The following is a 26,913-nucleotide window of genomic DNA, read 5'->3' as shown; positions in this document are numbered from 1 at the left end:
TTTTTACCTACTCGTATATCCCCTCACGGAGCGTCAGAGCCTGCCGAACCAGTCGCGTACGGCGTCGATCCCGCCGGCCCCGAGGGCGACCATCAGCGCGTACCGCGCCTTCGAGGGCGCCAGACCGCGTGCCCCGATCGCCCCGACACGAGCGGCGAGCCCTTCGGCCAGGTGCAGCTCGCCGAGCGGGGCCGCGTGGGTACGGCACCTCGACGCGACGACCACCGGGATCCCCCACTCCGTCAGCTCGGTGATCGTCGTGAAGAGCTCGACCGGTACGTTGCCCAGGCCGGTCCCCTCCAGCACGACACCCCGGGCCCCCGCGTCCACGACGGCGGTGAGCGACGCGGGTCCGATCCCCGGATAGGTCTTGATCAGGGCGACGTCCGACGCGGGGTCCCCCACGAACGCGGGCGGCCGGGGCGGCGGGGCCGACAGCGTCTCGACCCGGCCGCCGACCACCCGGCCCAGTACGGGGAAGGGGGCCGACGAGAACGCCGCGACGCTCGTGGCGTCGACCTTGGTGACCCAGCGGGCCGCGTGGATCTCGTCGTTGACGCACACGACGGCGCCGGCACCGCGCAGCGCCCCGTCGGCGGCGGCCGTGACGGAGGAGGCGAGGTTGCGCGGGCCGTCCGGGGACAGCTCGTCCAGGGAGCGTACGGCTCCGGTCAGCACGATGGCTCCGCGCTCCGCCGCCCGGCCCGCGAGCAGGTCCGCGAGATAGGCGGTCTCCTCCAGCGTGTCGGTGCCGTGAGTGATCACGACGCCGTCGAACCCGCGGTCCAGGATGGCCGAGCGTGCCCTGCGGGCCAGGTCCAGCATGGTCGAGGTCGACATGTCCCAGCTGGGCTCCGCCATCACGTCCTCGGCCACGACGTCCGCGGTGATCGCGCCGGACGGGAGTGCCCGCAGGAGGTCGGCCCCGGACGCGAACCCCGGGCGGCCGGGGGCGTAGGAGTAGGCGATGACATCGCCGGTCGCCAGCAGCAGCACATGCTTCAAGGCGCGGTCCCTTCGATGGGCCGTGTTCGGGTCGCCTCTATTTATAACCCATCGCTACCCCCATTGGGGTTATCTGCGAAACCGTGCGATGTCAGGAGAGGTCGTCGAGGGCGGGTGTCTCCGGGGCGGCTGGATGCGAAGGCGGACGGGGTCCGCCCGAGACACCGGGGCGGGAACCGCCGAGAAGATCCCATCGGTGGGAACCGCCAGGCGAACCGCTGAGGGGCCACCTCAGAAAGGTGGGGTTTGCCCTACCTTTTTCTGGGATACCTCGCCCCTGTGTCCCGGCCGTCTCGATCTCTACCGTGGTCGCATGACCGCCATCGAGATGACCACCCCCTGGGAGAGGATCAGCACCCACTGGTCCGCACGGACCTGGCTCCGCACCGCGCACCTGGTGGTGGGGACGCCGATCGCCCTGCTGGGCGCGTGGGTGATCCTGGCGCTGGTGGCGGCGGCGGTGCTGCTGGTGTGGACCGTGGTGGTCCCCGTGGTCGCGCTGCTGCTGTCCTTCGTGGTCGTCCGGCTGCTCACCCGGGTGCAGCGGTCCCGGTTCGCCGCCTTCCTCGACGTCGACATCCTCCCGGTCGCGCGCCGCCCCCTGAGCATGAACCCGTTCAGGCGGCTGCTCCAGGAGGCCAGGACACTGAGCACCTGGCGTCGGCTCGGATACCACCTGCTCGCCCCGCTGATCAGCGGCATCGGCGCCTTCTCCGTCGTCGGGGCGTGGGCGGGCGGCCTGGTCACCGCCGCGCTCGCCGTGCGGTACTGGGCGATGGAGGAGAGCTGGCGGAGCGTGGGGTTCGTCCTCGTCTCCGGGACCCTGTTCGTCGCGGCGCCGTGGGTGGCCCGCGGGTTCGCGATGCTGGACGTGATCGCCGCCGAGTCCCTGCTCGGGCCCAGTCTGAGCGACCGGCTGGTCCAGCGGGTCGAGACGTTGCGGGAAAGCCGGGCCGAGGTGGTCGACGCCGCGGACGCCGAGCGCCGCCGCATCGAGCGGGATCTGCACGACGGCACCCAGCAGCGGCTGGTCTCGCTCGCGATGAACCTGGGCATGGCCCGCGCCACCCTCACCGACCTGCCGGAACCCGCGCGCGAGGTGATCGTGCAGGCGCACGAGGAGGCGAAGCAGGCCCTCAAGGAGCTGCGCGACTTCGTCCGGGGGCTGCACCCGGCCGTACTCAACGACCAGGGCCTGGACGCGGCGCTGTCCGGCCTCGCGGTGCGGGCGCCGTTCCCCGTACGGCTGAGCGTCGACATCGCCGAACGGGTCTCTCCCACGGTCGAGGCGGTGGCGTTCTTCGTCGTGTCCGAGTCGCTCACCAACATCGCGAAGCACGCGGGGGCGTCCTGCGCCGAGGTCGTCGTCGACCGCGTCGGTGACCGCCTCCACGTCGCCGTCGGCGACGACGGCCACGGCGGCGCGGACCCCGACGCCGGGACCGGCCTGCGCGGCCTGGCCCGTCGGGTCGGCTCCGTGGACGGCATCCTGTACGTCGACAGCCCGCTCGGCGGGCCGACGACGATCAGAGTGGAGCTGCCGTGCGCGTAGTGCTCGCCGAGGACTCGGTGCTGCTGAGAGAGGGGCTCGTCCGCCTGCTCGGCTCGGCGGGCATCGAGGTCGTGGCCGCGGTGTCCGACGCCGAAGGACTGCTGCGCGCCGTGGACGAGCACGTCCCCGACCTCGTCGTCACCGACGTGCGGATGCCGCCCTCGCACACCGACGAGGGCCTGCGCGCGGCGCTCGTCCTGCGCCGCCAGCGGCCGACGCTCGCGATCCTCGTGCTCTCCCAGTACGTCGAGGAGCGCTACGCCACCCAGCTGCTGTCCACCGCGACCAGCGGGGTCGGCTACCTGCTCAAGGACCGGGTGGCCGACGTCGAGGAGTTCCTCGACGCGCTGCGCCGGGTCGCCGCCGGAGGCACCGCCCTCGATCCCGAGGTGGTCGCCCAGCTGCTGCTGCGCAGGCACAGCGACCCGCTGGACCGGCTCACCCGCAGGGAGCACGAGGTGCTCTCGCTGATCGCGGAGGGCCGCTCCAACACCGGGATCGCCGAGGCCCTGGTGGTCTCGGAGAGCGCGGTCGGCAAGCACATCAACAACATCTTCACCAAGCTCGATCTCTCCGGCGCCGACAAGGACCACCGCCGGGTACTCGCCGTCCTGCGATTCCTGAGGGTTTGAAAGCATGCCGATAAGAAACAACGTGCGGATCGCCTGGCTGGTCGCGGGCGGTGCGCTCACCGCGCTCGCCGTCGCCTTCACCACCATAGGGGCGTGGGCCGAGATCACGGCGCCCCGCCGGACCACCGAGACCACGATGCGGTCCTGGGCGCTCACCACGCCGGGAATCGTCGTGGAGAGCGCGAGTCACGTCAACATCTCGGTCGTACCCGGAGCGGTGAAGCGCCTGGACCTGGAGCGGATGCTCTTCTGGACCGAGGACCGGCCCGTGGTCACCGAGGAGTGGGACGGGCGGACGCTCAGGCTCGACGTCCGCTGCCCCGGCGGCGACCGTCCCGGTGGCCCCGCCTGCCAGGCCGACTACATCCTGCGCGTACCCGCCGCCACCGACGTCGAGGTGACGTCCCGCCGCGTCGGGACCGTCATGGCGAGCGGTATCGAGGGCGACCTGCGCCTCTCCACCACCGTGGGCGACGTGATCGTGGACGGCACGAAGGGCGCGCTGCGGGTACGGGCGCGAACGGGGGACGTGATCGGCATCGACCTCGGGTCCACGGAGGCCGACGTCGAGACCGGTACGGGAGACGTCGACCTGGGGTTCACGGTCCCGCCCGGCGACGTCAGCGCCGTGGTGAAGACGACCGGCGACGTGAGGGTGAGGGTGCCGGACGGGGAGGAGTACCGGGAGGGCTACGACGTGCGGACCGGCACCGGACACGCGATCGTCGAGGTGCGACGTGACCCGGCCGCCCCTCGGCGGATCACCGCCCTGACCGGGAGCGGCGAGCTGCACGTCTTCCCGTTCTGACCCACCGCCCTGGCAGGGAGGGGCGAGCCGCGCATCCTCCCGTTCCGACCCCTGCCCTGACGGGTAGGGGCGAGCCGCACATCTTCCCATTCCGACCCATCCCCCTGGCCGGAAGGGGACGAACCACACATCCTCCCGTCCTGCCCCACCCCTTCGCCCGTAGAGTGGGAGCGTTCCCACGCATTGGGGAACCCTCTCGACGCCGGGCCGCGACCGTGCTCATGATGGCGGTGGAACGCTTCCACCGACCGGGACGACGGCGACCCGCCACCCCGCGCGTTCCGGCAGTCGCGAGAACCGACGGGGGGTTTTCGAAGCATGACCGTAACGACCATCTCGGCCCGGGGTGAGACCCTGGCCTTTCCCCAGGGCTTCGTCTGGGGGGCGGCCACCGCCGCCTACCAGATCGAGGGCTCCGTGCGAGAGGGCGGGCGCGGCCCGTCGATCTGGGACACGTTCTCCCGCACGCCGGGAAGGATCGCCGACGGCCACACCGGCGACGTGGCCTGCGACCACTACCACCGCTACGCCGACGACGTCCGGATGATGGCGGAGCTGGGACTCGGCGCCTACCGGTTCTCGGTCGCGTGGCCCAGGATCCAGCCGTCGGGCTCCGGGCCCGCCGTCGCCGCCGGGCTCGGCTTCTACGACCGGCTGGTGGACGAGCTGCTCGCGGCCGACATCACGCCCTACGTGACGCTCTACCACTGGGACCTCCCCCAGTCGCTGGAGGATCGGGGCGGGTGGACCAACCGCGACACCGCCTACCGCTTCGCCGACTTCGCGCGCATCATGCACGACCGGCTCGGCGACCGCGTCGGGACGTGGATGACGGTGAACGAGCCGTGGGTGTCGGCGGTGCTGGGGTACGGCATCGGCATCCACGCGCCGGGCCGCGCGTCGGCGGCGGAGGCCTTCCGCGCCTCCCACCACCTCCTGCTCGCCCACGGGCTGAGCGCCCGGGTGCTGCGCGAGGCGGGCGCCCGCGAGATCGCCCTCACCCTGAACCTCACGCCGGTGATGACGCCCGGCCAGGTGAACAACCCCGACCTCGTCCCCTCCGTCGAGGACGCCGAGGCGGTGGACCGGATCGACTGCCTCATCAACCGGCAGTTCCTCGACCCCACCCTGCGCGGGAAGTACCCCGACCCGGCGCTCGCCATCATGGAACGCATGGGCGGGATCGACCACATCCGCGACGGCGACCTCGAAACGATCAACCAGGCCGTCGACCTGCTCGGGATCAACTACTACACCCCCTGCGTCGTACGGTCCCAGCCGGGCGAGCCCGCCAACGCCGCCTACCCCGGCAGCGAGGACATCCTGTTCAGCGGCACCCACGCCCCGACGACCGCGATGGGCTGGGCGATCGTGCCGACCGGGCTCTCCCAGCTGCTCACCCGGCTCTCGCGCGACTACCCCGAGGTCGGCCTGCTCGTCACCGAGAACGGTGCCGCCTTCGACGACGTGGTGGAGGACGACCGCGTGCACGACGCCGACAGGACCGCCTTCTTCGAGGGCCACCTGAGAGCGGCACACACCGCGATCGAGGCCGGCGCCGACCTGCGCGGTTTCCTGGTCTGGTCGCTGATGGACAACTTCGAGTGGGCCGAGGGCTACAACAAGCGCTTCGGGATCGTGCACGTCGACTTCGAGACGCAGCGGCGGCTGCCCAAGGACAGCGCGCTGTGGTACCGCGAGGTGATCCGGCACAACGGGCTGCACCGCGAGCGTGCCAAGCGCCCCACCCTGGAGGCGGTCGCCGCCCGCGCGGGCGTGTCGAGGTCGACCGTCTCCCGGGTGATCAACGGTGAGGGCACGGTCAGCGACGAGTTCCGCGCCATCGTCATGAACGCCGTGAACGAGCTGGGCTACGTCCCCAACTCGGCGGCCCGAAGCCTGGTGACCCGGCGCACCGACTCGATCGCGCTCGTCGTCTCCGGCTCCCCCGCCTCGGTCAGGGCCGACGACCCGCTGTTCTCCGCGACCGTCCGCTCGGTCACCGGGGAGCTTGAGGAGTCGGGCAAGCGCGTCACGCTCATGCTCGCCGACTCGTCGGCCGGCCGGCTCCGGGTGGAGCGGTACGCCGCCTCGGGGCACGTCGACGGGGTGGTACTCGTGTCCACGCGGGGCAGCGACCCGCTGCCCGCCGCGCTGGCCCGCACGGGCGTCCCCGTCGTGTCACTGGGCAGGTCCGCGATGGAGACGCGGATCTCGTACGCCGACATCGACAACGCGGGCGGTGCCGCCTCGGCGGTGAGACACCTCCTCGACCGGGGACGGCGGCGGATCGCCGCGATCTCCGGGCCCCCGGACGCGATCGGCGCGGGGGAGCGGCTTGAGGGATACCGCAAGGCGCTGCGCGACACCGGACACCGGTCGATCATCGCCGTCGGCGACCTCACCCTCGCCTCGGGCGCGGACGCGATGCGCCAGCTCCTGCGCGACGATCCGGCGCTCGACGCGGTCTTCGCGGTGGGCGACCTGATGGCGATCGGCGCCCTGCGGGTGCTGAGCGAGTCGGGACGGCGGGTGCCGCACGACGTCGCGATCGTGGGGTTCGACGACATCGAGGCCGTCTCCTACACCGTGCCCGCGCTCACCACGGTGCGCGTGCCGGCGGAGGACCAGGCACGGGTGGCGGTGCGCCTGCTTCTCCGCCAGATCGACGGCGGGCCCATGTCGTCGACGATCCTGCCCGCGGAGCTGGTCGTCCGGGAGTCCACCTGAGACATCGGAACGGTCAGCCGGGGGCCTGGAGGAGGACCTTGCGCTCGTCCACGGTCAGCTCGCGGACGGTGCGGGCACGGGCGAGTTCCAGAACCTCCTCCATCGGGCCGCACACGTCGCACCGCCAGACCCGGACGGTGGCGTCGCCGTGCGTGGTGACCAGGTGGCGGCCGTCGCGCCCGAACCCCACGCTCTCGACGGAGGCGCCGTACCCGTGGAAGACCACGGGCTCGCCTCGGCCCGCTGCCGTCCAGATCCTGACGGTGTTGTCGTTGCCGCTGCTCGCCACGTGCAACCCGTCGGGGCTGAAGGACACGCTCCACACCAGACCCTGATGCCCGCGCAACACCACCGGCTCGCCGTGTCCCGAGACGTCCCACACCCGGACCGTGCCGTCGTTACCGCCACTCGCCACGTGCAACCCGTCGGGGCTGAAGGACACGCTCCACACCAGACCCTGATGCCCGCGCAACACCACCGGCTCATCGTGTCCCGAGACGTCCCACACCCGGACCGTGCCGTCCTCACCCGCGCTCGCGACCCGCCGCCCGTCCGGGCTGAACGCGACGTACCTGACCACTCCCCGGTGGCCGCGGAGCACGAGTGGCTCCCCGGCTCCCGAGGCGTCCCAGACGCGGGCCGTACCGTCGTTGCCGCCACTGACGACCCGCCGCCCGTCGGGGCTGAACGCGACGCTCCACGCCATCCCGAGGTGGCCGCGAAGGAGCACGGGCTCCCCGCGCCCCGAGGCGTCCCAGACGCGGACCACGCCGTCCTCCAGCGCGCCCGCCACCCGCCGCCCGTCCGAGCCGAACGCGACGTCGAGGACCTCCCCGCCCTTCGGACGCAGCACGACCGCGTCGCCCTGGCCGGTGACGTTCCCGACGCGGACCGTCCCGTCGCTGCCGCCGCTCACCACCCGCCGCCCGTCGGGGCTGAGATCGGCGCTCCACACCTCCCCGGTGTGACCACGCACGACGGTGGCGCCACCCGCCGCCGCCACGTCCCACATCCGTACGGTGCCGTCGTCGCTCGCGCTCGCGAGCGTGCGGCCGTCCGGGCTGAACGCGGCGCTCCACACGGTGCCCCGGTGACCGCTCAGCACCAGGGGGGCGATGGAGCCGCCCGCGCCCCAGACGTGGACCGTGCCGTCGTTGCCGACGCTCGCGATCCGCCCGTCACGGCCGAACGCCACCCCCTCGACGGTGCCGTCGTGCCCGCGCAGGACCTTGGAGGTGCCGTCGTGCCCGCGCGTGCCCTCACCGGGCACGTCCCACGCCCGCACGGTGCCGTCGGTGCTCGCGCTCGCCAGACGGGCGCCGTCCGAGCTGAACGCCACGCTCTCCACCGAGTTCTCGTGTCCGCGCAGCACCGTGGGCCGCCTCCCGCCCTCCGGGTCCCACAGCCGTACCGTGCCGTCGCCGCCCCCGGTGACCAGGCGCCTGCCGTCAGGGCTGAACGCCACCCCCAGGACCCGCCCCTCGTGTCCGCGCAGGACCTTCGGCGCCTCACCGTCGGCGAGGTCCCACACCCGCACCGTGCCGTCGTTGCCGGCGTCGGCCAGGCGCCGCCCGTCGGGGCTGAAGGACACGTTCCACACCGGTCCCTCGTGTCCGCGCAGAACCTCGGGCGCCTCCACACCCGTCAGGTCCCACACGCGCACCGTGCCGTCGACGCCCCCGGCGGCCACGTAGCGCCCGTCGGGGCTGAACACCGGGTTCCACGCCTCGCCGTCGTGTCCCCGCAGTACGACCGGATCGTCCGGTGACAGGCCCCGCCCGTTCACCTTCCACACCCGTACGGTCCCGTCACCGCTGCCCGTGACCAGGAGGCGCCCGTCAGGGGAGAAGGCGGCACCGCAGACCTTGCCGCCGGCGACGGGCAGGATGAAACCCACCCGGGAGTCGACGACGGCCTGCCTGAGGACCGAGGCGGCCTCGACGGTGTGGCTGACCTCGTACGCCCGCCGGGCCAGCAGCAGGCCGAGCTGGGGATCGAGCTGGAGCCTGCCGCGGGCGTCGGCGGCGAGCTGGCGGGAGTAGGCGAGCTCCTGCCCGTGCCGGGCCCGATCCGCCAGGACGAAGGCCATCACGGCGAGCGCGCAGACCACCACTCCGACCACCGTCGTGCCGATCAGCACCAGCCTGACCCGCCTGCCGCTCGCGGCGCGCTTACGTGCCTCGCGTGCCCGCGCGGCCTCCAGGAAGGCGCGCTCCAGGTCGTTGAGCCGGTCGAGTTCGCGGCCATCCCAGGCGGTCAGGCGCATCCCCCGGTAGAGAAGCTCGTCCTCGCGCCCGTGCTGCTCCCACTCCGCGGCGGCCTCGGTGAGGCGCCGGTGAAGACGTACGAACTCCCGGTCCTCGGCGAGCCAGCCCCGCAGCCTGGGCCAGGAGCGGATGACCGCCTCGTGCGCCACCTGGACGCTGTCCTCGTCGACGGTGAGCAGCCGGGCCTCGGTGAGCCTGGTCAGCACGGTCGCCACCGCCGTACCGTTCGGGCCGGAGAGCAACTCGTCGGGGGCGACGCGGCGACGGGTGTCCTCGGTGCCCTCGCCCAGCGCCGTCAGGCGCAGGAACACGTTCTTGACCAGGTGACGCTCCCCGTCGCCGAACTCGCCGTAGACCCGCTCGGCGCTCTGCGCGATGGCCCCCTGGATGCCCCCGGCCGCGCGGTACCCGGTGAGCGTCATCGCGTCGCCCTTGCGCCGCTTCCACGTCTCCAGCAGCGCGTGCGAGAGCAGCGGCAACGCCCCCGGCTCCGTACGGCAGTCGCCGAGAATGGCCTCGACGAGCGCCCGGTCCACCCTGAGCCCGGCGCGGGCCGCCGGTCCCGTGATCACCTGCCGCAGATCGTCCTCGTCCATGGGCCCGATCAGCAGCTGCCGGTCGCGCAGCGCGGCCACCAGCGGCGGATGTTCCGCGCACCTGGCGTAGAAGTCCGCGCGAACCCCCAGCACCACCCGCGCCCGGTCGCCGCCGTCCGCCGCGGCGAGCAGCCAGTCGAGGAAGGTCACCCGTTCCCGCTCGTCGCCGCAGAGCGTGAAGACCTCCTCGAACTGGTCGACCACGATCACGGCGCGCGCCGACCTCGGCCGTCCCTCCAGCAGCTGCCCGACGTCGAGGCGGGCGTTCGCGTGCCCTGCCGTCAGCCCCGCGTGGAGTGAGGAGGCGCTCACACTCATCGCGTTCGCCAGGCCTATCGCGAGCTCCTCCAGCGGATGCTCGCCCGGGGTCAGCAGCAGCGTCGGCCACGTCTCACTCCCCGGCAGCGCCCCGCCCCACAGCGTCGGCAGGAGCCCCGCACGCAGCAGCGACGACTTCCCGCTCCCCGACGGGCCGAAGACCGCGAGCAGGGAGGTGTTCTCCAGCCGCGCGCACAGCTCGGCGACCAGGTCCTTCCTGCCGAAGAACCGGTCGGCGTCACCGGGGTCGAAGGTCACGAGCCCCAGGTACGGGGCGTCCTCGCCCTCCTTGGCCCGCTCGGCGGCATCCGCCGAGGCGAACTCCGCGGCCAGCGTCCGCCATCGCCTCTCCCAGGCCACGGGGTCGCCGTCGCACGCCTCGACGTAGGCGAGGGTGACCGCGAGCGTGGGGAAGATCTCCCCTCCGGCCGCCTCCGACAGTGCCGTCACCGAGTAGTGCGCACGCCGGGACAACTCCCGGTAGCTCGGTCTTCCCGCCGCCTCCCGCAACTGCCGTAGTTCTGACGCGAACCGCTGAAGTGGGCTCGCGTCGGGATCGAGTGCCCTTTCGGGTCGCCCCATTCAGCCCCCGCCGGCATGCGATCGTCGTTGTCTTCTCCAGCAGATCAATTCTGGACAAGTCGAGATGCAACCATGCCCGGCCGTACGGGTCTAGGGGTTGGGCCGAATCACTGGATCGGCGCCCGTCGAAAACGACGTCGCCGGGGGGCGCCGCCGAGAGGCACACCCCCGCACCGGCCCCAGAGAAAACGGTGCGGGGGTTCTCGTGCCGTCCTTTCGGTATCGCTCACGCGCGATCCGACGGCGAAACGCCGGCCTCTTCGTTCCCCGTGGAGGCTCGGCGTCCGAGCACCGCCCGGGGTGGTTCCGGCCTGCGGACCGGAGCCACCCCGGGCGGAATCAGGTGGTTCTGAGGAGTGACGCGCGTCGCCCTGGCACGTTCCTCATCACGGGCCGCTCACGGCGGCCGGGCCGTACTCCCCCTGTTCTAGCGGTTCCGGCTTTGTCCAGCACAGATCTCGCGAACTAGACAAACAACCTGTACCTGCGGGACGAGACGGTCCGGGCGCGATGAGCGTCCCGGCGGGCGTGCGACAGTCCGGGCGGGGCGAGTCTCCCTGCCTCGCGGGCGGGCTCGGCCGCCCCTCCCGGGTCGGCCCTGTCGGGTCGGCTCGGCTGCGCCTCTCCCGAGTCGGCTCGGTCGCACCCCTGTCGGGTCGGCTGCGCCTCTCCCGAGTCGGCTCGGTCGCGCCTCCGTCGGGTCGGTTCAGTCGCGCCCCTCCCGGATAGGCTCAGTCGCGAGCCTTCTTCCCCTTGGCGTTGACCGCGTACCACTCGCCGCCGAAGCCGTCGACGTCATGCCCCTTGATCTCGCCGGCCTCGGTGTCCTTGGCGAAGTAGTAGAGGGGATGGCGGTTGTAGGTCACCTGCGTCGTACCGTCCTCCCGCTCGGTGGTGCCGAGCAGGTCCTCCTTGACGCCCTCACCCGCCTCCGGCGTCCCGTCCGTGACGTACGGCGGCCACGCCCGCGCGCAGGCGTCGGAACACGACGACTTCCCGTCCTTGTCCTTGTCGAAGAGGTAGAGCGTGCGCCCTTCCTCGCCGACCAGAACCTTTCCGATCTTCGTCTCACCCAGTTCGACCTTGGCTCTGGTCGCCTCCGAGGGCGAGAGCGAGTCGGAGGGTTCCGGCGAGGTGGGCGACGCTTTGACCTGGTCCGCGACGATCGGCTCGGTCGTACCCCCGTCGCCGGCGCCGCCGCATCCCGCTGTGAACACGCCGAGCGCGAGCACGCCGGCATGAAGTAACTTCCTCATCTCCGTCCCTCCAGGCAAGCAGTGCCATTACTGCTGGACAGCAGACACGCTGCGACCTCGACTGGAGGGCGCGACACGGACCCCCTTGGCAATCCTTTGCCCGCCCTTGCGAGATCCGTCCCACGTCCTGCCTCTCGCCGAGGTCACGTGCGAAACGCGGGGGAAGGCGAAGGCCCCGAGGGCGGCGCGGGAACGGCGGGGGTGAGGTCAGCCGGAGGTCCGCAGGGTGGCGCGAGAGCGGCGGCGGTGCGCCTTCTGGCGGCACGCCGCGTTGCAGAACCGGGCGGGGCGGCCGGTACGTGCGGCGTGGATCGGTTCGCCGCACACCTCGCACCGCGAGCGGGCCTCGCCGCGAGTGCTCTCCTCGCGCGGTGCCGCCACGGCCCGAGTTTCGTTACGTAACGATACTGGGGGGTGGGTTCCGTTACGTAACGGTGTCGCGGCCGGCGCGGTGTCCGCGCGGGCGTCGTAGGCCGCACGGGCGGCGGCGATCTCGTTCTGGTGCCGCTCCGTCCAGGTGACGAGCGACTGGATGGTGTCGTGCAGGGTCACGCCGAGGGGGGTGAGCTCGTAGTCCACCCGGGGCGGCACGACGGGGTGCACGGTGCGGCGCACCAGGCCGTCCCGCTCCAGATGGCGCAGGGTGACGGTGAGCATGCGCTGGCTGACGCCGTCGATCTCGCGGCTCAGCTCGGTGAAACGCAGGGTGCGGCTGTCGAGGAGCGCGATGACGAGCAGGGACCACTTGTCCGCGACCCGGTCGAGGATCTGGCGGACCTCACAGTCTTCCCGGGTGTCCCACTGACGGGCGTCGTAGGCATCGTGGGCGCTGTGGGCGCTGTGGGCGCCGTCGGTATCGGGGCAGCGACTCGGTGACTTCGAAGTGCCTTCTTCCATGGTCATTGATGGTGTCTCATGATGCGACTACTTACAAGAGAGAACCGACTGCGGTTCCCGCCTCTTCGAGGAGTCGTCTCGTGTCCACACCACTGTCTCCACCCTCGGACCGGATGAGCGGGCGTGCCTGGGGCATGCTGCTCGTGCTGTGCGGTGCGATCTTCCTGGAGGGGATCGACGTGGCGATGCTGAACGTGGCCCTGCCGTCGATCCGCTCCGACCTGGACCTGAGCACGGGCTCGCTGAGCTGGGTGATGAGCTCGTACGTGCTCGGTTACGGCGGTTTCATGCTGCTGGGCGGGCGGGCCGCCGACCTGCTCGGCCGGCGGCGGATGTTCCTGGCCTGGCTCGGCGTGTTCATCGTCTTCTCCGGCCTGGGCGGGTTCGCGACCGAGGGATGGATCCTCATCGTCGCCCGTTTCGTGACGGGGGTGGCCTCCGCGTTCATGGCACCCGCCGGTCTTTCCATCATCACGACGAACTTCGCCGAGGGGCCGCAGCGCAACCGGGCCCTCCTGGTCTACGCGGGTACGGCGGCGGCCGGCTTCTCCCTCGGCCTTGTCGTCGGCGGCCTGCTCGCCGAGATCAGCTGGCGGTGGGTGTTCTTCGCCCCGGTGATCATGGCCTCCGCGGTCCTCGTCGCCGCGCTTCGCCTCATCCCGGGCGGTGAGCGTCCGTACCGTCACACGCAGGGCTTCGACCTGGCCGGAGCGGTCACCGTGACCGCGGCGATGATGACGCTGGTGTTCGCGGTCGTCCGGCTGGAGGACCCCGCCGGGGGATGGGCCTGGACGGCCGGAGCGCTCGCCGTCGGAGTCGCGCTGATCGCCGCTTTTGTCGCGATCGAGCGACGGTCGGCGGCGCCGCTGGTGCGCCTCGGCATCCTCCGCTCAGGCCCACTGGTGCGCGCCAACCTCGGCGCGCTGCTGTTCGGGGGCTCCTTCTTCGGGTTCCAGTTTCTCGTCGTGCTCTACCTGCAGGAACTGCGCGGCTGGTCGTCGTTGCAGGCGGCCCTCGCCCTGCTGGCGGTCAGCATCGACGCCATACTCGCGCCGACCCTCACCCCGTTGCTGGTGAACCGCTTCGGCAACGTCCGGGTGATCTTCGGCGGGCTGTGCCTCGCCGCGGTGGCCTACGCGCTGTTCCTGCCGGTCGGTCTCGACTGGACGTACGCGGCGATGTTCCCGACCATGATCATTCTCGGTCTCGGCTTCGCCCTGGCGTACGGGCCGCTCACCATAGCCGCGACCGACGGCGTGGCCGAGGAGGAGCAGGGACTCGCCGGTGGCCTGCTGTACACCTCCTTCCAGTTCGGCGCGGCGCTCGGCCTGTCGGCGGTGACCGCCGTGAACGTCGCCGCCACCGGCTCCGGCGGGTCCCTCCTCACCCAGCTCGACGGCTTCCGCGCCGCCCTGGTCATCCCGTTCGCGATGGCCTTCGTCGCGGCGGCCGTCATCGCGTCCGGCCTGCGCGGGCGCAGCGGGGCCGACAGGTTCGTTCCAGAACTCATGAACGGCTCGTTACCGGGCAAAGGGCTGTGATGCCGTGTCCGGCTTCGCCGGTCGTTGACAACCGACCGGCCGTTGGCGACGGTGAACTGCCATGATCGGGGCGTGAGGGGAGGGACGAGGGCTTGGGCGACGTCGAGCGAGAGGAGCCGGTACCCACCCCAGGGCAGGTCAGGGGCCTCCTCCAGAGGGCGGGGCGCCTGGGGTCCCACGCGCGCACCCTGCTCGCCGATGACGCAGAAGCGCGCGCCGACGTCCAGCGCGCTCTCTCCCCGGTGCGTACGCGCCTGGCACGTGAGGAACTGGGGTCCATTCCCCTGGCGCGCCTGAAGGACGTCACCGTGGGACGGCTTCGGGTCAGCGCCCTCGAACAGGCCGGCCACCAGACGGTCCTCGACATCCTGGACACCACGCCGTACGCGCTCCAACTGCTCCCCGGGGTCGGGGCGTGGAACGCGAGACAGGCGCACGCCGCCGCCGGGCAGATCGCCAAGGCGGTGGAGGAGACGGTGGCGCTGCGGATCGACGTCGATCGGCAGGACGACGAGACCACGGCCCTGCTGATCGCACTGAACCGGCTGGTGAACGCGGGCCCCGACCTGCCGCGCGCGGGTGCCGTCGCGCGCAGGATCGCGGAGAGGCTCGCCTCGCTCCTGCCCGCCGCGCAGCCCGCCCGCGGGTGGTTGCGGATGTTGTTCGCGGGCCAGGAAGGCCGTCGCCGGGCGCGGGAGGCCGTCGCGCGGATCGAGGACGTGATCGCGGAGGCGAACGCGTCCGACACGGCGCTGCTCTTCGGCCAGGTCTCCGTGGACCTGCTGCGCCCGCCGGTCTCCGGCATCGAGGCGTGGGTCGACTTCGAGTTCCGCGCGTCCGAGTACTACAACCTGCTCGCCGAGATCGCGGCGACGGAACCCGACAGGGTCGCCTCAGAGGGTTTCCTGCCCGACGACATCTCCTCGCGGGTGAAGGCCCAGAACCTCGACGACACCCACCGCAGGGTCTCCCTGCGCGGCTACCAGTCGTTCGGCGCCCGCTTCGCCCTCGCCCAGCGCCGGGTGATCCTGGGGGACGAGATGGGCCTGGGCAAGACCATCGAGGCCATCGCCGTCCTGGCGCACCTCCGGGCGCGAGGCGAGAGGCATTTTCTGGTGGCCTGCCCGGCCAGCGTCCTGATCAACTGGGTGCGCGAGGTCGAGACCCGCAGCACGCTGCGGGCCTACTCCCTGCGCGGCGGCGACCGGGCCGCGGCCCTGGCGGAATGGGTACGCACCGGCGGTGTCGCCGTGACCACCGTCGACACCCTGCACCGGCTGGAGATTCCCGACGACGTCGCACTCGGGATGCTCGTGGTCGACGAGGCCCACTACGTGAAGAACCCGGCCGCGAGGCGTTCCCAGGCCGTCGCCCGCTGGTGCGACCGTACCGAGCGGGTGCTCTTCATGACCGGGACCCCGATGGAGAACCGCGTCGAGGAGTTCCGCAACCTCGTCGGCTATCTCAGGCCCGATCTGATCCCCGCCCTCCGGAACGGCGACGCGACGGCGGGAGCCGCGGGGGCGGCGGGGGCGCAGGCATTCCGCAGGGCCGTGGCGCCGGTCTACCTGCGCCGCAACCAGGAGGACGTGCTCACCGAGTTGCCCGACCTCGTCCACGTGGACGAGTGGGAGGAGTTCGGCGAGGCGGACCTCGCCGCCTACAGGAAGGCCGTCGCCGACGGGAACTTCATGGCGATGCGCCGTGCCGCCTACGCCGTACCGGAGACGTCGGCCAAGCTCCAGAGGCTGCTGGAACTCGTCGACGAGGCGGCGGGCAACGATCTCAAGGTCGTGGTCTTCTCCTACTTCCGCGACGTCATGGCCGCCGTCCACCGGGCACTCGCCGGCCCCGGCACCCCGACCTCCCCCGGAGACCCCGGCGGCCGGGTGCACGGGCCGATCTCGGGCGACCTCGGCGCCGATCGCCGCCAGCAGGTCGTCGACGAGTTCACGGCGGCCCAGGGACATGCCGTACTGCTCAGCCAGATCCAGGCGGGTGGGGTCGGCCTCAACCTGCAGGCCGCCTCCGTCGTGATCATCTGCGAGCCCCAGGTCAAGCCGACCATGGAGAGCCAGGCCGTGGCCCGCGCCCACCGCATGGGACAGGTACGCAAGGTCCAGGTGCACCGCATCCTCACGGCCGACAGCGTCGACCAGCGCATGCTGGACATCCTGCGCGGCAAGGCCGGGCTCTTCGACACCTACGCCCGCCGCAGCGACCTGGCCGACTCCACCCCCGACGCGGTCGACATCTCGGAACAGGCACTCGCCCGCCAGATCGTCGAGGAGGAACAGCGACGCCTCGCGACGGCGCGGCCGTCGCAAGACTGAGAAGGGCGCTCGCCGCCCCTTGGCAGTCGACGCGAGGAGCCGACCGCGACGCGGTGCGGCAGGTTCGCGTTAAATCGCGCAAACCCCCTGTTGCAAAGCGGTAACTTCTGTGAAACTTTCACAAGCGCGGACAGGGCGGCGCGATCCGTTTTCGGACGAGCCTCCAGGCAGGGGCAGTCGCCCTGACAACGCCACGTCAGCGAGAGTCGTGACTCGTTGACGCCGGATCGGGTCATCGGATGTACTTCGCGGCAAAGCACTCACCGAAGGAGTCCGTACAGAATTGCCACGTTAAATGTTAGCGCTAACAATTTCGTAGGGCAGCTCACCGGCTGAAAGTCGGTGGCCGACCGTGGTGGTCACGGCAGGTCACATCCCCCCTTCTCTCAAAGGAGCACCCCCAATGTCCTTGAGTCGCCGCCAGCTCTTCCAGGCCGCGGGCGCCACCGTCGCGATCTCGGCCGCGAGTCAGGTGGCGGGTACGTCCGCCGCCTGGGCCGCCCTCCCGTGGGCGCGCGCCGACATCGGCGTGTCCGCCTACGAGTTCGACCTCGGCCAGGTCCGCCTGACCTCTGGCCGCTGGCTGGACAACCAGAACCGCACCCTGTCCTACCTGCGCTTCGTCGACGTCGAGCGGTTGCTGTACGTCTTCCGCGCCAACCACCGCCTGTCCACCAACGGCGCGACCGCCAACGGCGGCTGGGACGCTCCCAACTTCCCGTTCCGCTCCCACATGCAGGGCCACTTCCTGACCGCGTGGTCCCAGGCGTACATGGTGACCGGTGACACCACCTACCGGAGCAAGGCCGAGCACATGGTCGCCGAACTGGCCAAGTGCCAGGCGAACAACGGCGCGGCCGGGTTCACCACCGGCTACCTGTCGGGTTTCCCCGAGTCCGACATCACCGCCGTGGAGAACCGCACGCTCAACAACGGCAACGTGCCCTACTACTGCATCCACAAGACCCTCGCCGGGCTGCTGGACGTGTGGCGGCACATCGGCAACACCCAGGCCAGAACGGTGCTGCTCGCCCTGGCCGGCTGGGTGGACACGCGCACCTCCCGGCTCAGCTCCAGCCAGATGCAGTCGATGCTGGGCACCGAGTTCGGCGGCATGAACGCCGTGCTGACCGACATCTACCAGATGACCGGCGACTCCCGCTGGCTGACCACGGCCCAGCGATTCGACCACGCCTCGGTGTTCAACCCGCTCGCCTCCAACCAGGACCAGCTCAACGGGCTGCACGCCAACACGCAGGTGCCCAAGTGGATCGGGGCGGCCCGCGAGTACAAGGCCACCGGCACGACCCGCTACCGGGACATCGCGACCAACGCCTGGGCCATCACGGTCGGCGCGCACACGTACGTGAACGGCTCGAACAGCCAGGCCGAGCACTTCCGCGCGCCGAACGCCATCGCGGGCTACCTGGCGAGGGACACCGGGGAGGCGTGCAACACGTACAACATGCTGAAGCTGACCCGGGAGCTGTGGACGCTCGCACCGACCAGGGCCGACTACTTCGACTACTACGAGAACGCCCTGCTGAACCACCTCCTCGGCCAGCAGAACCCGGCCGACAGCCGAGGGCACGTCACCTACTTCACGCCGCTCAACCCCGGTGGCCGCCGGGGTGTGGGCCCGGCCTGGGGCGGCGGCACCTGGAGCACCGACTACAACAGCATGTGGTGCTGCCAGGGCACCGGCATCGAGATCCACAGCAAGCTGATGGACTCGATCTACTTCCACAACGGCAACACGCTCTTCGTGAACCTGTTCGCGCCCTCCACGCTGAACTGGTCACAGCGCGGCATCACGGTCACCCAGACCACCTCCTTCCCGGTGAGCGACACCACGTCGTTGCAGGTCACCGGAAACGTGAGCGGGACGTGGTCGATGCGGATCCGCATCCCGGCCTGGACCCAGGGCGCGACGATCAGCGTCAACGGGGTGCAGCAGAACATCGTCACCACCCCCGGTTCCTACGCCGACCTGAACCGGTCATGGGCCTCGGGCGACACGGTGACCGTGCAGCTGCCGATGCGGGTCATCATGAAGCCCGCCAACGACAACCCGAACATCCAGGCCGTCACCTACGGCCCGGTCGTACTGTCGGGCAACTACGGCAACACCTCCCTGTCGTCGGCGCCGACGCTGACCCCTTCGTCGATCACCCGGACGAGCACCTCGTCGCTCGCCTTCACCGCCACGGCCAACGGGGCATCGGTGAACCTGGGGCCGTTCTACGACGCCCACAACCACAACTACGTCGTCTACTGGAACGCCACCGGCTCCTCCAGCGGCGGCGGCGGAGCGAGCTTCCGGCTGATCAACGCGGCCAGCGGGCTGGCGCTGGGCATCCAGAACATGTCGACCGCCGACGGCGGTCTCGCCCTGCAGTGGACCGACAACGGCACCGCCGACCACGACTGGGTGCCCGTGGTGGACGGGGGGAACCTGCGCTTCCGTAACGTCAACAGCGGCAAGGTGCTCGGCGTCGAGAACATGTCGACCGCCGACAACGCCCGGGTGCTCCAGTGGGGCGACACCGGCACCGCCGACCACCGCTGGGCGATCGTCGACGTCGGCGACGGCTCGGTCAAGATCCGTAACGCCAACAGCTCCAAGCTGCTGGGCATCCAGAACAACTCCACCGCCAACGGCGCCCAGGCGGTGCAGGACTCCGACAACGGCACCGCCGACAACCAGTGGCGCTTCGTGCCCAACGGCGCGCGCCGTATCCAGAACGTGGGCACCGGCATGGTGCTCGGCGTCACCAACATGTCCACCGCCGACGGCGCGCTGGTCGTGCAGTGGGGCGACACCGGCACCGCCGACCACCTGTGGACGGCGGTCGTGGACACCGGCGGCTACCTGCGTCTGCGCAACTCCAACAGCAGCAAGGTGCTGGGCGTGGAGAACGCCGCCACCGCCGCCGGGTCCCGCGTCGTGCAGTGGGCCGACAACGGCACCAACGACCACCGCTGGCGGCTGCGCTACGGCTCCAACGCCGCCTTCCGCATCCAGTGCGCCAACGGCGGCCGGGTCCTCGGCCTCTCCGGCACGGCCCAGGGCGCGCAGGTCGTACTCGCCGACGACAACGGCTCGAACAACAACCTCTGGAGGTTCGTGTAAAGCACGTGTTCGACCGGAAAGCGGGAAGTAAGTGAATTCCCGTCGGGCGAAGCCTCGATGATCGGAAACGAGGCTTCGCCCGATCGCCTCACCAAGGGCCGCGCGGGGATTCCGGTCACCGACGGTCGCGCGAAGATTTCAGTCACCGGTGGTCGCACGGGGATTCCGGTCACCGACGGTCGCGCAGGGATTCCAGGACGCGCGTCAGCTCCTCGGTGACGGCGGGGAGGTCGTCGGGGTCGGTCGAGCGGGCCAGCCACAGGGCCGCCTCGTTCATCGCGCCGGACAGGAGGTGGGCGAGCGGCTCCACGGGCCTGCGGGCGATGACCCCCGCCTCGATCAGCGTGACGAGCGCCTCGGTGAGGTGCCGCGCCGAGGACGCCTCGTCCATCGCCCGCCACTCGTTCCAGCCGAGCACGGCGGGACCGTCGATGAGCATGATCCGCTGCACGTCCGGGTCACGGCTCACCGCGAGGAAGGCCCGGCACCCCGCGACCAGTTGCTCCCACGGGTCGTCGTACGCGTCGGCCGCCGCTGCGACCCGCTCGCCGACCTCCTGCTGCACCTGCTCGACGACCGCGTGGAAGAGGTCGGCCTTGCTCTCGAAGTGGTGGTAGAGCGCGCCCTTCGTCACGGCCGCCGCCCCGACGATCTGCGCCAGGCTCACCGCGGCGTACCCGTGCCGCGCGAACAGCGCCCTCGCCTCGGTCACCAGCGCCCGTCTGGTCTCCAGCCGTTGCCGTGCCCGGTTCACCGTGGCCTCCCTTGTTGACGTACCGATGGTATGTTAGCTTCACATACCGTTGGTATGTGAAATGGACCGAAGGGAACGGCATGACCCTCACGAGCTTCTACCCGGTCGTCTGCACCGATCGGATCGCCGAGTCCCACGACTTCTACCGGCGGTTCCTCGGTTTCGAGACGACCTTCGAGGCCGACTGGTACGTGAGCATGCGACGGCCGGAGCCGCCGCACTACGAGCTCGCGCTCGTCGACCGCGCCCATCCGACCGTGCCGGAGAAATACCGTTCCGCGGTGCGAGGGCTGATCCTCAACTTCGAGGTGACCGACGTCGACGCCGAGCACGACAGGCTCGTACGGCAGGCGGGGCTCCCGGTGGAGCTGACGCTGCGCACCGAGGATTTCGGCCAGCGGCACTTCATCGTGGCCGCGCCCGACGGCGTGCTCATCGACGTGATCACCCCGACCGAGCCGTCCGCCGCCTACGCGGAGCAGTACGCCCTCCCCTGATCCCTCAGGGTGATTCTCTAGGACGCGCCCTGTGCGGACTCCCCCGTCGGCTCCCTCTCGGCCTCCCTCGGGGAAGATCTGGCCAACCGCCTGCCGAGACGTTGAGCGGGAGCCTCGATCAGGCGGTGGGTCAGGTAGCAGAGCGGCACCAGGGCGAGGAAGAACAGCGGAAGATTCGGGCTCACCCCCAGCAGGAGCGGGTGCAGCAGATACAGGGAGAAGCTGATCACCCCGAGGTGGGCGAGCCACCGGGGGAACGACCTGCGCCGCAGCGCGAACGCGGCCGCGAAGAAGCCGACCGCCAGCAGGAGCGCCGGCGCCCAGCCGGGGTCGTCCTTCGCGAGGACCCCGCAGGCCAGCACCGTCAGCACGGCGGCGACGGCGGTACGCCGTCGGATCGCCCCCTGTTCCGCGCGGTACACGGCCGTACCGGCGAACATCATGGCCGGCACGATCAGGCCCTGCCACGCGCCGATCCGGCTGCCCAGCACCACCAGCGCCACCCCGAGGAGACCACCGGCCACCGCGGCGACCGTACGCGTCCCGCCCGCCGCCCGCGCCGACACCACGATGACCGCGACCGTCGCGACCCCGAGAAGCGCCGCGACCAGGTCGGCGCGACCACCGATGACCGGGCCCGGCAGCAGCAGCCCCAGGAGTACGGCCGAGATCGCCAGAACGATCGCGGTCGCGGCCGACCGATGCGCCCGCCCCGCACTGAACAGCCCGGCCGCCATCAGGTAGAACGCCATCTCGTACGAGAGCGTCCACATCACCCCGATGACGGCGGGCACGCCGAGCAACTCCTGCAGCATCGTCACGTTCCCGAGGACGACGAGGGGAAGGGGACGTGTGCTCAGGCCCGGGTGCAGGGCTAACGCCCCGGCGTACCCGAGCAGGAGCGCCAGGCCGAGCGCGACGAGCAGCAGGGGCAGCAGGCGGAAGGCTCTGCCGATCCAGAAGACCCGCAGGTCACCGCGCCGTTCCAGGGAGGCGGGGATGATATAGCCGCTGACCAGGAAGAACACGAAGACGCCCCAGGTGCCGACGTCGATCCTGCGATCCACCTCGGCCCAGAGGTCCGGGATGAAGGCCCAGCCGGAGTGGTGCAGCGCGACGGCGAGCGCGGCAGGCCCCCGTAGGGCGTCCAACCAGGCCAGCCGTGAGGGGATCGAGGCCATTCACCTGACTGTAGGCGATAGACGCACTTTCCTGGACATCGCCCGATCCGTCACTCGGGATCCGAGAGAGATCAGCGCGAAGGTGGTGGAATCCCCAACAAGAGGGAGTAAAAAGTACGCTCGCCTCTGCATCCCACAAAACAGGCCAAAATTATCAAATCGGCCAGCTGATCCACAGTGGAGAAAAACTCCACGATCAACTCGCGAAGGGGTGACCGATAGCCGCCGTCGGAGGATTTCAACAGGATCAGCATTTTTGACCTGGTGACGAGGATATCGCGCGACATTATGATTCCTACGAGGCCTCACGGCGGCACCACATATCAAGGCCGCGCCGCGTCGAGCGGTCTTCGGTCGGACGGAGAGATCCATTGACCCGGCAGACGAGGTTGGTCATGGCGATTGTGCTGATCATGCTTTGTGTCGGCGTCGGAATTTGGAGCTGGTATCTGTTCCATCTGCCTCTCCAGGAAGCGGACAGCAGGTCCAGCGTCCTCTCGGGCTTCGCCAGCGTCGTCTTCGGGGTGTTCGGCCTGATTTTCGGGTTCCTCGCGATTCGCAGGCCACCGGAACCGCCCGCCACTCCACGTCCGCGCGGACGTGCCGCGAAATCCAACCCTGAATCACCGCCCGGCTCACGGTCGGTCCAGGTCGGTGGAGACGTTCACGGCCCGGTCGTCACCGGCGACGACAACATCATCGGGAAATAGGCGGATCACCGATGCCGGACCCCCGCCCTCCCGATCGCTCGTCGGTCGACGTCAAAGGAAACGTCCTTGGCCCGGTCGTCACCGGCGACAGAAACACCCTCGTATTCGGCAGTTTCTCCAAGCGTCAGCAGAAGGCGATCTGGTCTGTCCTGCTCGCCATTCTCATCATCGGTTCCGCCACCATCATGATCATCATCGGCGACCGGGGCGAGAAAGGGCGCCCGACGCCCGTACGCACAGGCGCGTACACGGTCCTCCTGCGCGGCAGCGCGTTCGGGGGCGCGACATTCGATCAGCAGGGCGAGCTGCGCATCCGCGACTCAAGCAGCCACCCGCCCTATGAATGGTGCCTCCAGGTGGGTGATCCATGGGGGGCGCCCGCGTACGGTGCCATCCGGTTCGGGACCACCGGCACCTGTTTCGGCGGTGGGCTCGACAGAGCGGTTGCACGTATCCAGGAAAAGGACGGAGAAACCCGTATCTCACCCGAAGCCTCGCCCGCGGCGCCGGGACAGAGCACGAACTCCTTCACCGCCACGTCCGGACTCGCCTCGGGGGTTTACATACCCGACCGCGGCGAGGTGCGCTTCCGCGCTTCGGGTTCCAAACTTGAAGGCACGATCAGCCTTCAGGGACTGCAGGGAATCGGCGAAAGCTCGATAGGCACCTTCACCGCCACCTTGAACGCCTCGCGGGTCTCCGACGACCCAGAAGCGGTGATCTCCTCCCCGGTCCAGCCGGTACCGTACGGCGGCCCCACGGACTCGACCTCAGGAAAGGGAGGTGCAAAAACCAAACGCTACGCCATAAAGACCGTCGTCTCCTTCAGCCAGCGGGAAGGCGCCCCACAGTCGATCGAGGACGCCCAGGCACGCTTCGCCGGTGCCGTCCTCGTGATAGACAACGGTGAGGGCGGCAGCTTTGTCTATGATCCCCCGGGATCCCGGACCGATGTCTTTCCGGTCGCCGGAAAGGTGATAAGCGCCGAGTCCGTCTACATTCTGGCCGGACAACGCTCGTCGAAGGACGCGACCACCAAGGCCGTGGTCGGCGGAATGCTGGATCTCAGCGGAAACGAACCCAGCATCAGACTGACCCTCACGACCACCACGGCCGAGACCACCTCGTACGAGGCGGAAGCCGTGTTGCGGGAGCTGGACGACTGATCGCGCTCACCCCACCGCCCTGGTCGGCCCCGGCCGGGGCCGACGGCGTCCTCAGCGGACGAGCAGACGGATCGGCAGGCGGGCAGAATCAAAAGATGACCTTCACGACACCGCCGAGTACCGCCGCCTGGCGACATCTCGACGCACGCGACGGCTTCGAGGTCGCCTACTTCCGGCCCCTGGACGACGGCCTGCGCGTCGAGGGCTGCACGACGGCGGTCGAGGACGACCGGACCTGGATCGTCGGCTACACCATCGACCTCGACGCCGCCTGGACCACGCGAAGCGCACGGATCACGAGCCGGTCGGCCTCGGGAGCCCGGCAGACCGTCCTGGAGGCCGACGGCGCCGGCCACTGGCGCGTCGACGGCGAACCCACCCCCCACCTGGACGGTTGCCTGGACGTCGACCTGGAGTCCTCGGCGATGACCAACACCTTCCCCGCGCACCGGATGGGCCTGCGCGTCGGCGCTCGGTCGGCCGCCCCCGCCGCCTACGTACGCGCCACCGACCTCACCGTCGAACGGCTTGAACAGGACTACGTCCGCGTCGCCGACGAGGGCTCCCGACAGCGCTACGACTACAGTGCCCCGGTCTTCGACTTCGCCTGCCGCCTCGTCTACGACGAGTCCGGCCTCGTGCTCGACTACCCCGAGATCGCCGCACGCGCGGCGTGACCGCCAAACCGTCGAACCGGGCGAACCGAACTCCACCGAAGTGGCGCAGCGGCCGGGGGGCGAGCAGTGATGGAATGGTCAGTGGCGTTAGCGAGGTGTCGGGGCGCGGCTTACCGCCACTGGCCGTTCCGATCCGGCTGGTTGCCGGGGCGGCTTGCGAATCCTTGGCGTCTGTAAGGGTCTTGTGGACGACGCCGATGGAGACCTTGACACCAGCGCGGACGCTGAGCGGGTTCGACCAGGTCGAAGATAGGGTCACGGGAGCTGCGGACGGAGTGCCGGAGGCGGCGGACCGGTGCGTCGAGCTGGCCAGGCTTGAGGGTGCGGACGTTGCGGATGCGTTCGAGGTCGAAATAGTCGGGGTTAATGGATTGGCGGCCGATGGTGACGAGTCCGAGTTCGGTGAGGTCCTTGATGCCGATAGCGCAGGTGTCTTGGCTGAGTCCGCAGTGTGCCTTGAACACCGAAGGGCTGATCCAGACTGGTTGGGGGCGGTGCCGGTGAGGGCGTTCTGGTCGAGCAGGATCAGGTACATGGCAAGGCTCGGGCCGACCATAAGTTGGATGTAGCCGGTGGTCCAGAGAGTCGCCGGGATCTGGGCGTAGTAGTGGGGCTTGGCCTTCGCGGGGTCAGATGAAAACGCCGGCGGTGTCTACGTCGGCGTGCATGATCGGGTAGCCATAGGCGGTGCCGCCATCGGGATACACGTTGCGAGGCAGGACCAACGCCCGCACGACCAAGCCCGCGCGCTCCGCCCGTTCGGCGGCCATCCGAGCCACCGCGATCTGCCCGGCGGCCCAACCGACGGTGAGCTTCCCTACCTGGGACAAGCCATTGGCTTTTTCGTCACTTGTCATACTCTGAGTCTGCCCAACCTCGCCGACAGTCAGCTGGGCGAAGCGCCGATCTACTTGTCGGTAACGTGCGGGGATACCTAATCCCGTGAGTTACCAGGCGCCGGGCAAAACGGGCATCCTCACCCCCGCTGTCCTGACTCAGCGAAGCTGCGGCAGATCGGCGGATCTGATGCATCGGCTCAGGCAATCTGACGCGGCTCAGTGAAAGTGATCCGGGCAGGACACCCGCCGCGCCTGATGAACCTTCCGATTCGATGATGATCATGGGGTGGACCCCTGACCGGCCGTCATGCGGCGAGCATGTCAAGCGGTCCGCCGACCAGCACCAGGGCAAACGCCGCCCAGCGGAACACATGCAGCGGCCGAGTGCGATGCAGGAGCGCGCCAAGGAGTGTCTCGGCCGCGCCCATCAGCGCCCACCACGCTGCCTTGGCGAGCAGCCAACTCCAGCCCTTTTCCAAGAACCGTTGCTGATCAGCGGGCACGTGTTCCGTCAGGAACGCGTCGATCCGCAGAGAAATGTGATGATGCTGTCCGGCGCATAGATCGTCGTGCTCGCGGTCGCATGGATTGCCGTTGTCCCCCGCGTGGACGCGAGGCAGCTCTGCGATGACGCTCCTGTGGAAGGCGTCGTACTCCTCAAGCGAGCAGCCCAGCGCGCGGGGGACGTAGCCCGGACTACTACGTACAGCCCACATGCGGGCTGCCAGGCCCGTCTGCTCATACACGCCTACGGAGATGAAGTGCTGCCTGACAGTCGTATGAAGGCGGGCCACGCCAGCTTGAGACAACCTAAGTCGGGCATGAGAGAGGGCGTCTGTAGCGCGGGCCTTCAATCCGCCGCCCCGCTCCCGCAGCTTGTCGGGGTCGAGGAGGTCCAGAACGATGGACAGCGCGGCGAAGTACAGCATGACCTTCCCGACGCGGCCCCACACCAGCATGGGCCACCCCCACACCAGCATGTTGGTGGTTGAATGGCCGTTGAACCAGGTGGCGATGACGTCAAGTAATTCGTTCACGGGCAGCCCCTTCGCGTGTGCAGCGGGTTTCACGCAGGGTTCCAGTCTTCTCTCGTTCGCCGGTATGTGCCGGTCGTTCGCTGGCGCAGAAGAGGCAACGACTTGATGTCTCGACTCAGCCAACCCAATGCCGCCCAGTTCAGCGAACCGCGCTCCGAGGCGTCGGTCTTCTGCTCTCATCACTTGTGCTGAGCCGCACCCTGCGCCATCCAGCTCAGCACATCTGATGCGCCGCAGGTACGCGCGCTGGGCCGGGCATCACTCGACTGAGTCAGGACACGCGCGTCCCACTGACAGCCGCCCCGAACGACCGTAGCCGGGGTGCCACCGGAATACGGCGGAAACGGACCGCGCCGGGATGCCGACGGACAGAATCTTGGACTCTGTCTGGTCAGCACAACC

20 protein-coding genes are annotated in these 26,913 nt (G+C 70.0%); 12 read left to right on the top strand and 8 right to left on the bottom strand.

Annotated elements, in window-relative coordinates; translation table 11 throughout:
* Positions 1 to 33: 33 nt before the first annotated feature.
* Positions 34 to 996: an asparaginase gene (locus tag ABZ664_RS34780; protein ID WP_362520002.1), complete on the bottom strand. Its 963-nt coding sequence runs from the start codon at positions 994 to 996 to the stop codon at positions 34 to 36.
* Positions 997 to 1,318: 322 nt separating this feature from the next.
* Between ABZ664_RS34780 and ABZ664_RS34775 the strand changes: the two genes are divergently transcribed.
* The 4 genes from ABZ664_RS34775 to ABZ664_RS34760 all read left to right on the top strand — a co-directional run bounded on the left by ABZ664_RS34775 (position 1,319) and on the right by ABZ664_RS34760 (position 6,727).
* Positions 1,319 to 2,557, top strand: coding sequence for a histidine kinase (locus ABZ664_RS34775; RefSeq protein WP_362519932.1), 1,239 nt, complete (start codon positions 1,319 to 1,321; stop codon positions 2,555 to 2,557).
* Entirely contained in the window at positions 2,548 to 3,189 is a 642-nt protein-coding gene (locus ABZ664_RS34770; RefSeq protein WP_362519929.1) for a response regulator transcription factor, read from the top strand. The genes ABZ664_RS34775 and ABZ664_RS34770 overlap by 10 nt, the downstream gene beginning before the upstream one ends.
* Before the next feature lie 4 nt (positions 3,190 to 3,193).
* Positions 3,194 to 3,997: a hypothetical protein gene (locus tag ABZ664_RS34765; RefSeq protein WP_362519926.1), complete on the top strand. Its 804-nt coding sequence runs from the start codon at positions 3,194 to 3,196 to the stop codon at positions 3,995 to 3,997.
* 318 nt (positions 3,998 to 4,315) lie between these two features.
* Complete coding sequence (locus tag ABZ664_RS34760) at positions 4,316 to 6,727, top strand: GH1 family beta-glucosidase (protein WP_362519923.1); 2,412 nt, start codon at positions 4,316 to 4,318, stop codon at positions 6,725 to 6,727.
* Between the two features lie 13 nt (positions 6,728 to 6,740).
* Here ABZ664_RS34760 and ABZ664_RS34755 read toward each other — a convergent pair whose 3' ends face one another.
* From ABZ664_RS34755 to ABZ664_RS34745, 3 genes are all read right to left on the bottom strand, one after another.
* Entirely contained in the window at positions 6,741 to 10,490 is a 3,750-nt protein-coding gene (locus ABZ664_RS34755) for a hypothetical protein (protein ID WP_362519920.1), read from the bottom strand.
* A 731-nt stretch (positions 10,491 to 11,221) separates the two neighbouring features.
* A complete protein-coding gene (locus ABZ664_RS34750; RefSeq protein WP_362519916.1) occupies positions 11,222 to 11,746 on the bottom strand; it encodes a hypothetical protein in 525 nt (174 codons plus the stop codon).
* Between the two features lie 207 nt (positions 11,747 to 11,953).
* Entirely contained in the window at positions 11,954 to 12,643 is a 690-nt protein-coding gene (locus tag ABZ664_RS34745; protein ID WP_362519913.1) for a helix-turn-helix domain-containing protein, read from the bottom strand.
* Between the two features lie 80 nt (positions 12,644 to 12,723).
* On the opposite strand from ABZ664_RS34745, the gene ABZ664_RS34740 reads away from it, so the two are divergent.
* The 3 genes from ABZ664_RS34740 to ABZ664_RS34730 all read left to right on the top strand — a co-directional run bounded on the left by ABZ664_RS34740 (position 12,724) and on the right by ABZ664_RS34730 (position 19,650).
* The gene (locus tag ABZ664_RS34740) at positions 12,724 to 14,184 is read left to right on the top strand and encodes an MFS transporter (RefSeq protein WP_362519910.1); all 1,461 of its coding nucleotides are present in this window, start codon (positions 12,724 to 12,726) and stop codon (positions 14,182 to 14,184) included.
* 92 nt (positions 14,185 to 14,276) lie between these two features.
* Entirely contained in the window at positions 14,277 to 16,517 is a 2,241-nt protein-coding gene (locus tag ABZ664_RS34735) for a DEAD/DEAH box helicase (RefSeq protein WP_362519907.1), read from the top strand.
* Between the two features lie 403 nt (positions 16,518 to 16,920).
* Positions 16,921 to 19,650, top strand: a complete 2,730-nt coding sequence (locus ABZ664_RS34730) for a beta-L-arabinofuranosidase domain-containing protein (RefSeq protein ID WP_362519904.1) — start codon at positions 16,921 to 16,923, stop codon at positions 19,648 to 19,650.
* Between the two features lie 169 nt (positions 19,651 to 19,819).
* Here the strand turns inward: ABZ664_RS34730 and ABZ664_RS34725 are convergent, their stop codons facing one another.
* Positions 19,820 to 20,404, bottom strand: coding sequence for a TetR/AcrR family transcriptional regulator (locus tag ABZ664_RS34725; RefSeq protein ID WP_362519901.1), 585 nt, complete (start codon positions 20,402 to 20,404; stop codon positions 19,820 to 19,822).
* Positions 20,405 to 20,484: 80 nt separating this feature from the next.
* On the opposite strand from ABZ664_RS34725, the gene ABZ664_RS34720 reads away from it, so the two are divergent.
* Positions 20,485 to 20,901: a VOC family protein gene (locus tag ABZ664_RS34720; protein ID WP_362519999.1), complete on the top strand. Its 417-nt coding sequence runs from the start codon at positions 20,485 to 20,487 to the stop codon at positions 20,899 to 20,901.
* Between the two features lie 17 nt (positions 20,902 to 20,918).
* Here ABZ664_RS34720 and ABZ664_RS34715 read toward each other — a convergent pair whose 3' ends face one another.
* Positions 20,919 to 22,082 (bottom strand): acyltransferase, encoded by a 1,164-nt coding sequence (locus ABZ664_RS34715; protein ID WP_362519897.1) that lies wholly within the window; start codon positions 22,080 to 22,082, stop codon positions 20,919 to 20,921.
* Between the two features lie 395 nt (positions 22,083 to 22,477).
* On the opposite strand from ABZ664_RS34715, the gene ABZ664_RS34710 reads away from it, so the two are divergent.
* The 4 genes from ABZ664_RS34710 (at position 22,478) to ABZ664_RS34695 (ending at position 25,204) form a co-directional block, all read left to right on the top strand.
* The gene (locus ABZ664_RS34710) at positions 22,478 to 22,792 is read left to right on the top strand and encodes a hypothetical protein (RefSeq protein WP_362519894.1); all 315 of its coding nucleotides are present in this window, start codon (positions 22,478 to 22,480) and stop codon (positions 22,790 to 22,792) included.
* Positions 22,793 to 22,803: 11 nt separating this feature from the next.
* Positions 22,804 to 23,958, top strand: a complete 1,155-nt coding sequence (locus ABZ664_RS34705; protein ID WP_362519890.1) for a hypothetical protein — start codon at positions 22,804 to 22,806, stop codon at positions 23,956 to 23,958.
* 95 nt (positions 23,959 to 24,053) lie between these two features.
* Complete coding sequence (locus tag ABZ664_RS34700; protein WP_362519887.1) at positions 24,054 to 24,635, top strand: putative glycolipid-binding domain-containing protein; 582 nt, start codon at positions 24,054 to 24,056, stop codon at positions 24,633 to 24,635.
* 197 nt (positions 24,636 to 24,832) lie between these two features.
* Complete coding sequence (locus ABZ664_RS34695; protein WP_362519884.1) at positions 24,833 to 25,204, top strand: hypothetical protein; 372 nt, start codon at positions 24,833 to 24,835, stop codon at positions 25,202 to 25,204.
* Positions 25,205 to 25,264: 60 nt separating this feature from the next.
* Here ABZ664_RS34695 and ABZ664_RS34690 read toward each other — a convergent pair whose 3' ends face one another.
* Positions 25,265 to 25,492, bottom strand: coding sequence for a hypothetical protein (locus ABZ664_RS34690; protein WP_362519881.1), 228 nt, complete (start codon positions 25,490 to 25,492; stop codon positions 25,265 to 25,267).
* Between the two features lie 287 nt (positions 25,493 to 25,779).
* Positions 25,780 to 26,511, bottom strand: coding sequence for a hypothetical protein (locus ABZ664_RS34685; RefSeq protein ID WP_362519878.1), 732 nt, complete (start codon positions 26,509 to 26,511; stop codon positions 25,780 to 25,782).
* Positions 26,512 to 26,913 lie beyond the last annotated feature (402 nt).

Origin of the sequence: Streptosporangium sp. NPDC006930, assembly GCF_040635605.1 — a bacterium.
GTDB lineage: Bacteria > Actinomycetota > Actinomycetes > Streptosporangiales > Streptosporangiaceae > Streptosporangium.
The sequence above is the reverse complement of the archived record's forward strand: the minus strand, read 5'-3'. Positions and strand labels throughout refer to the sequence as shown.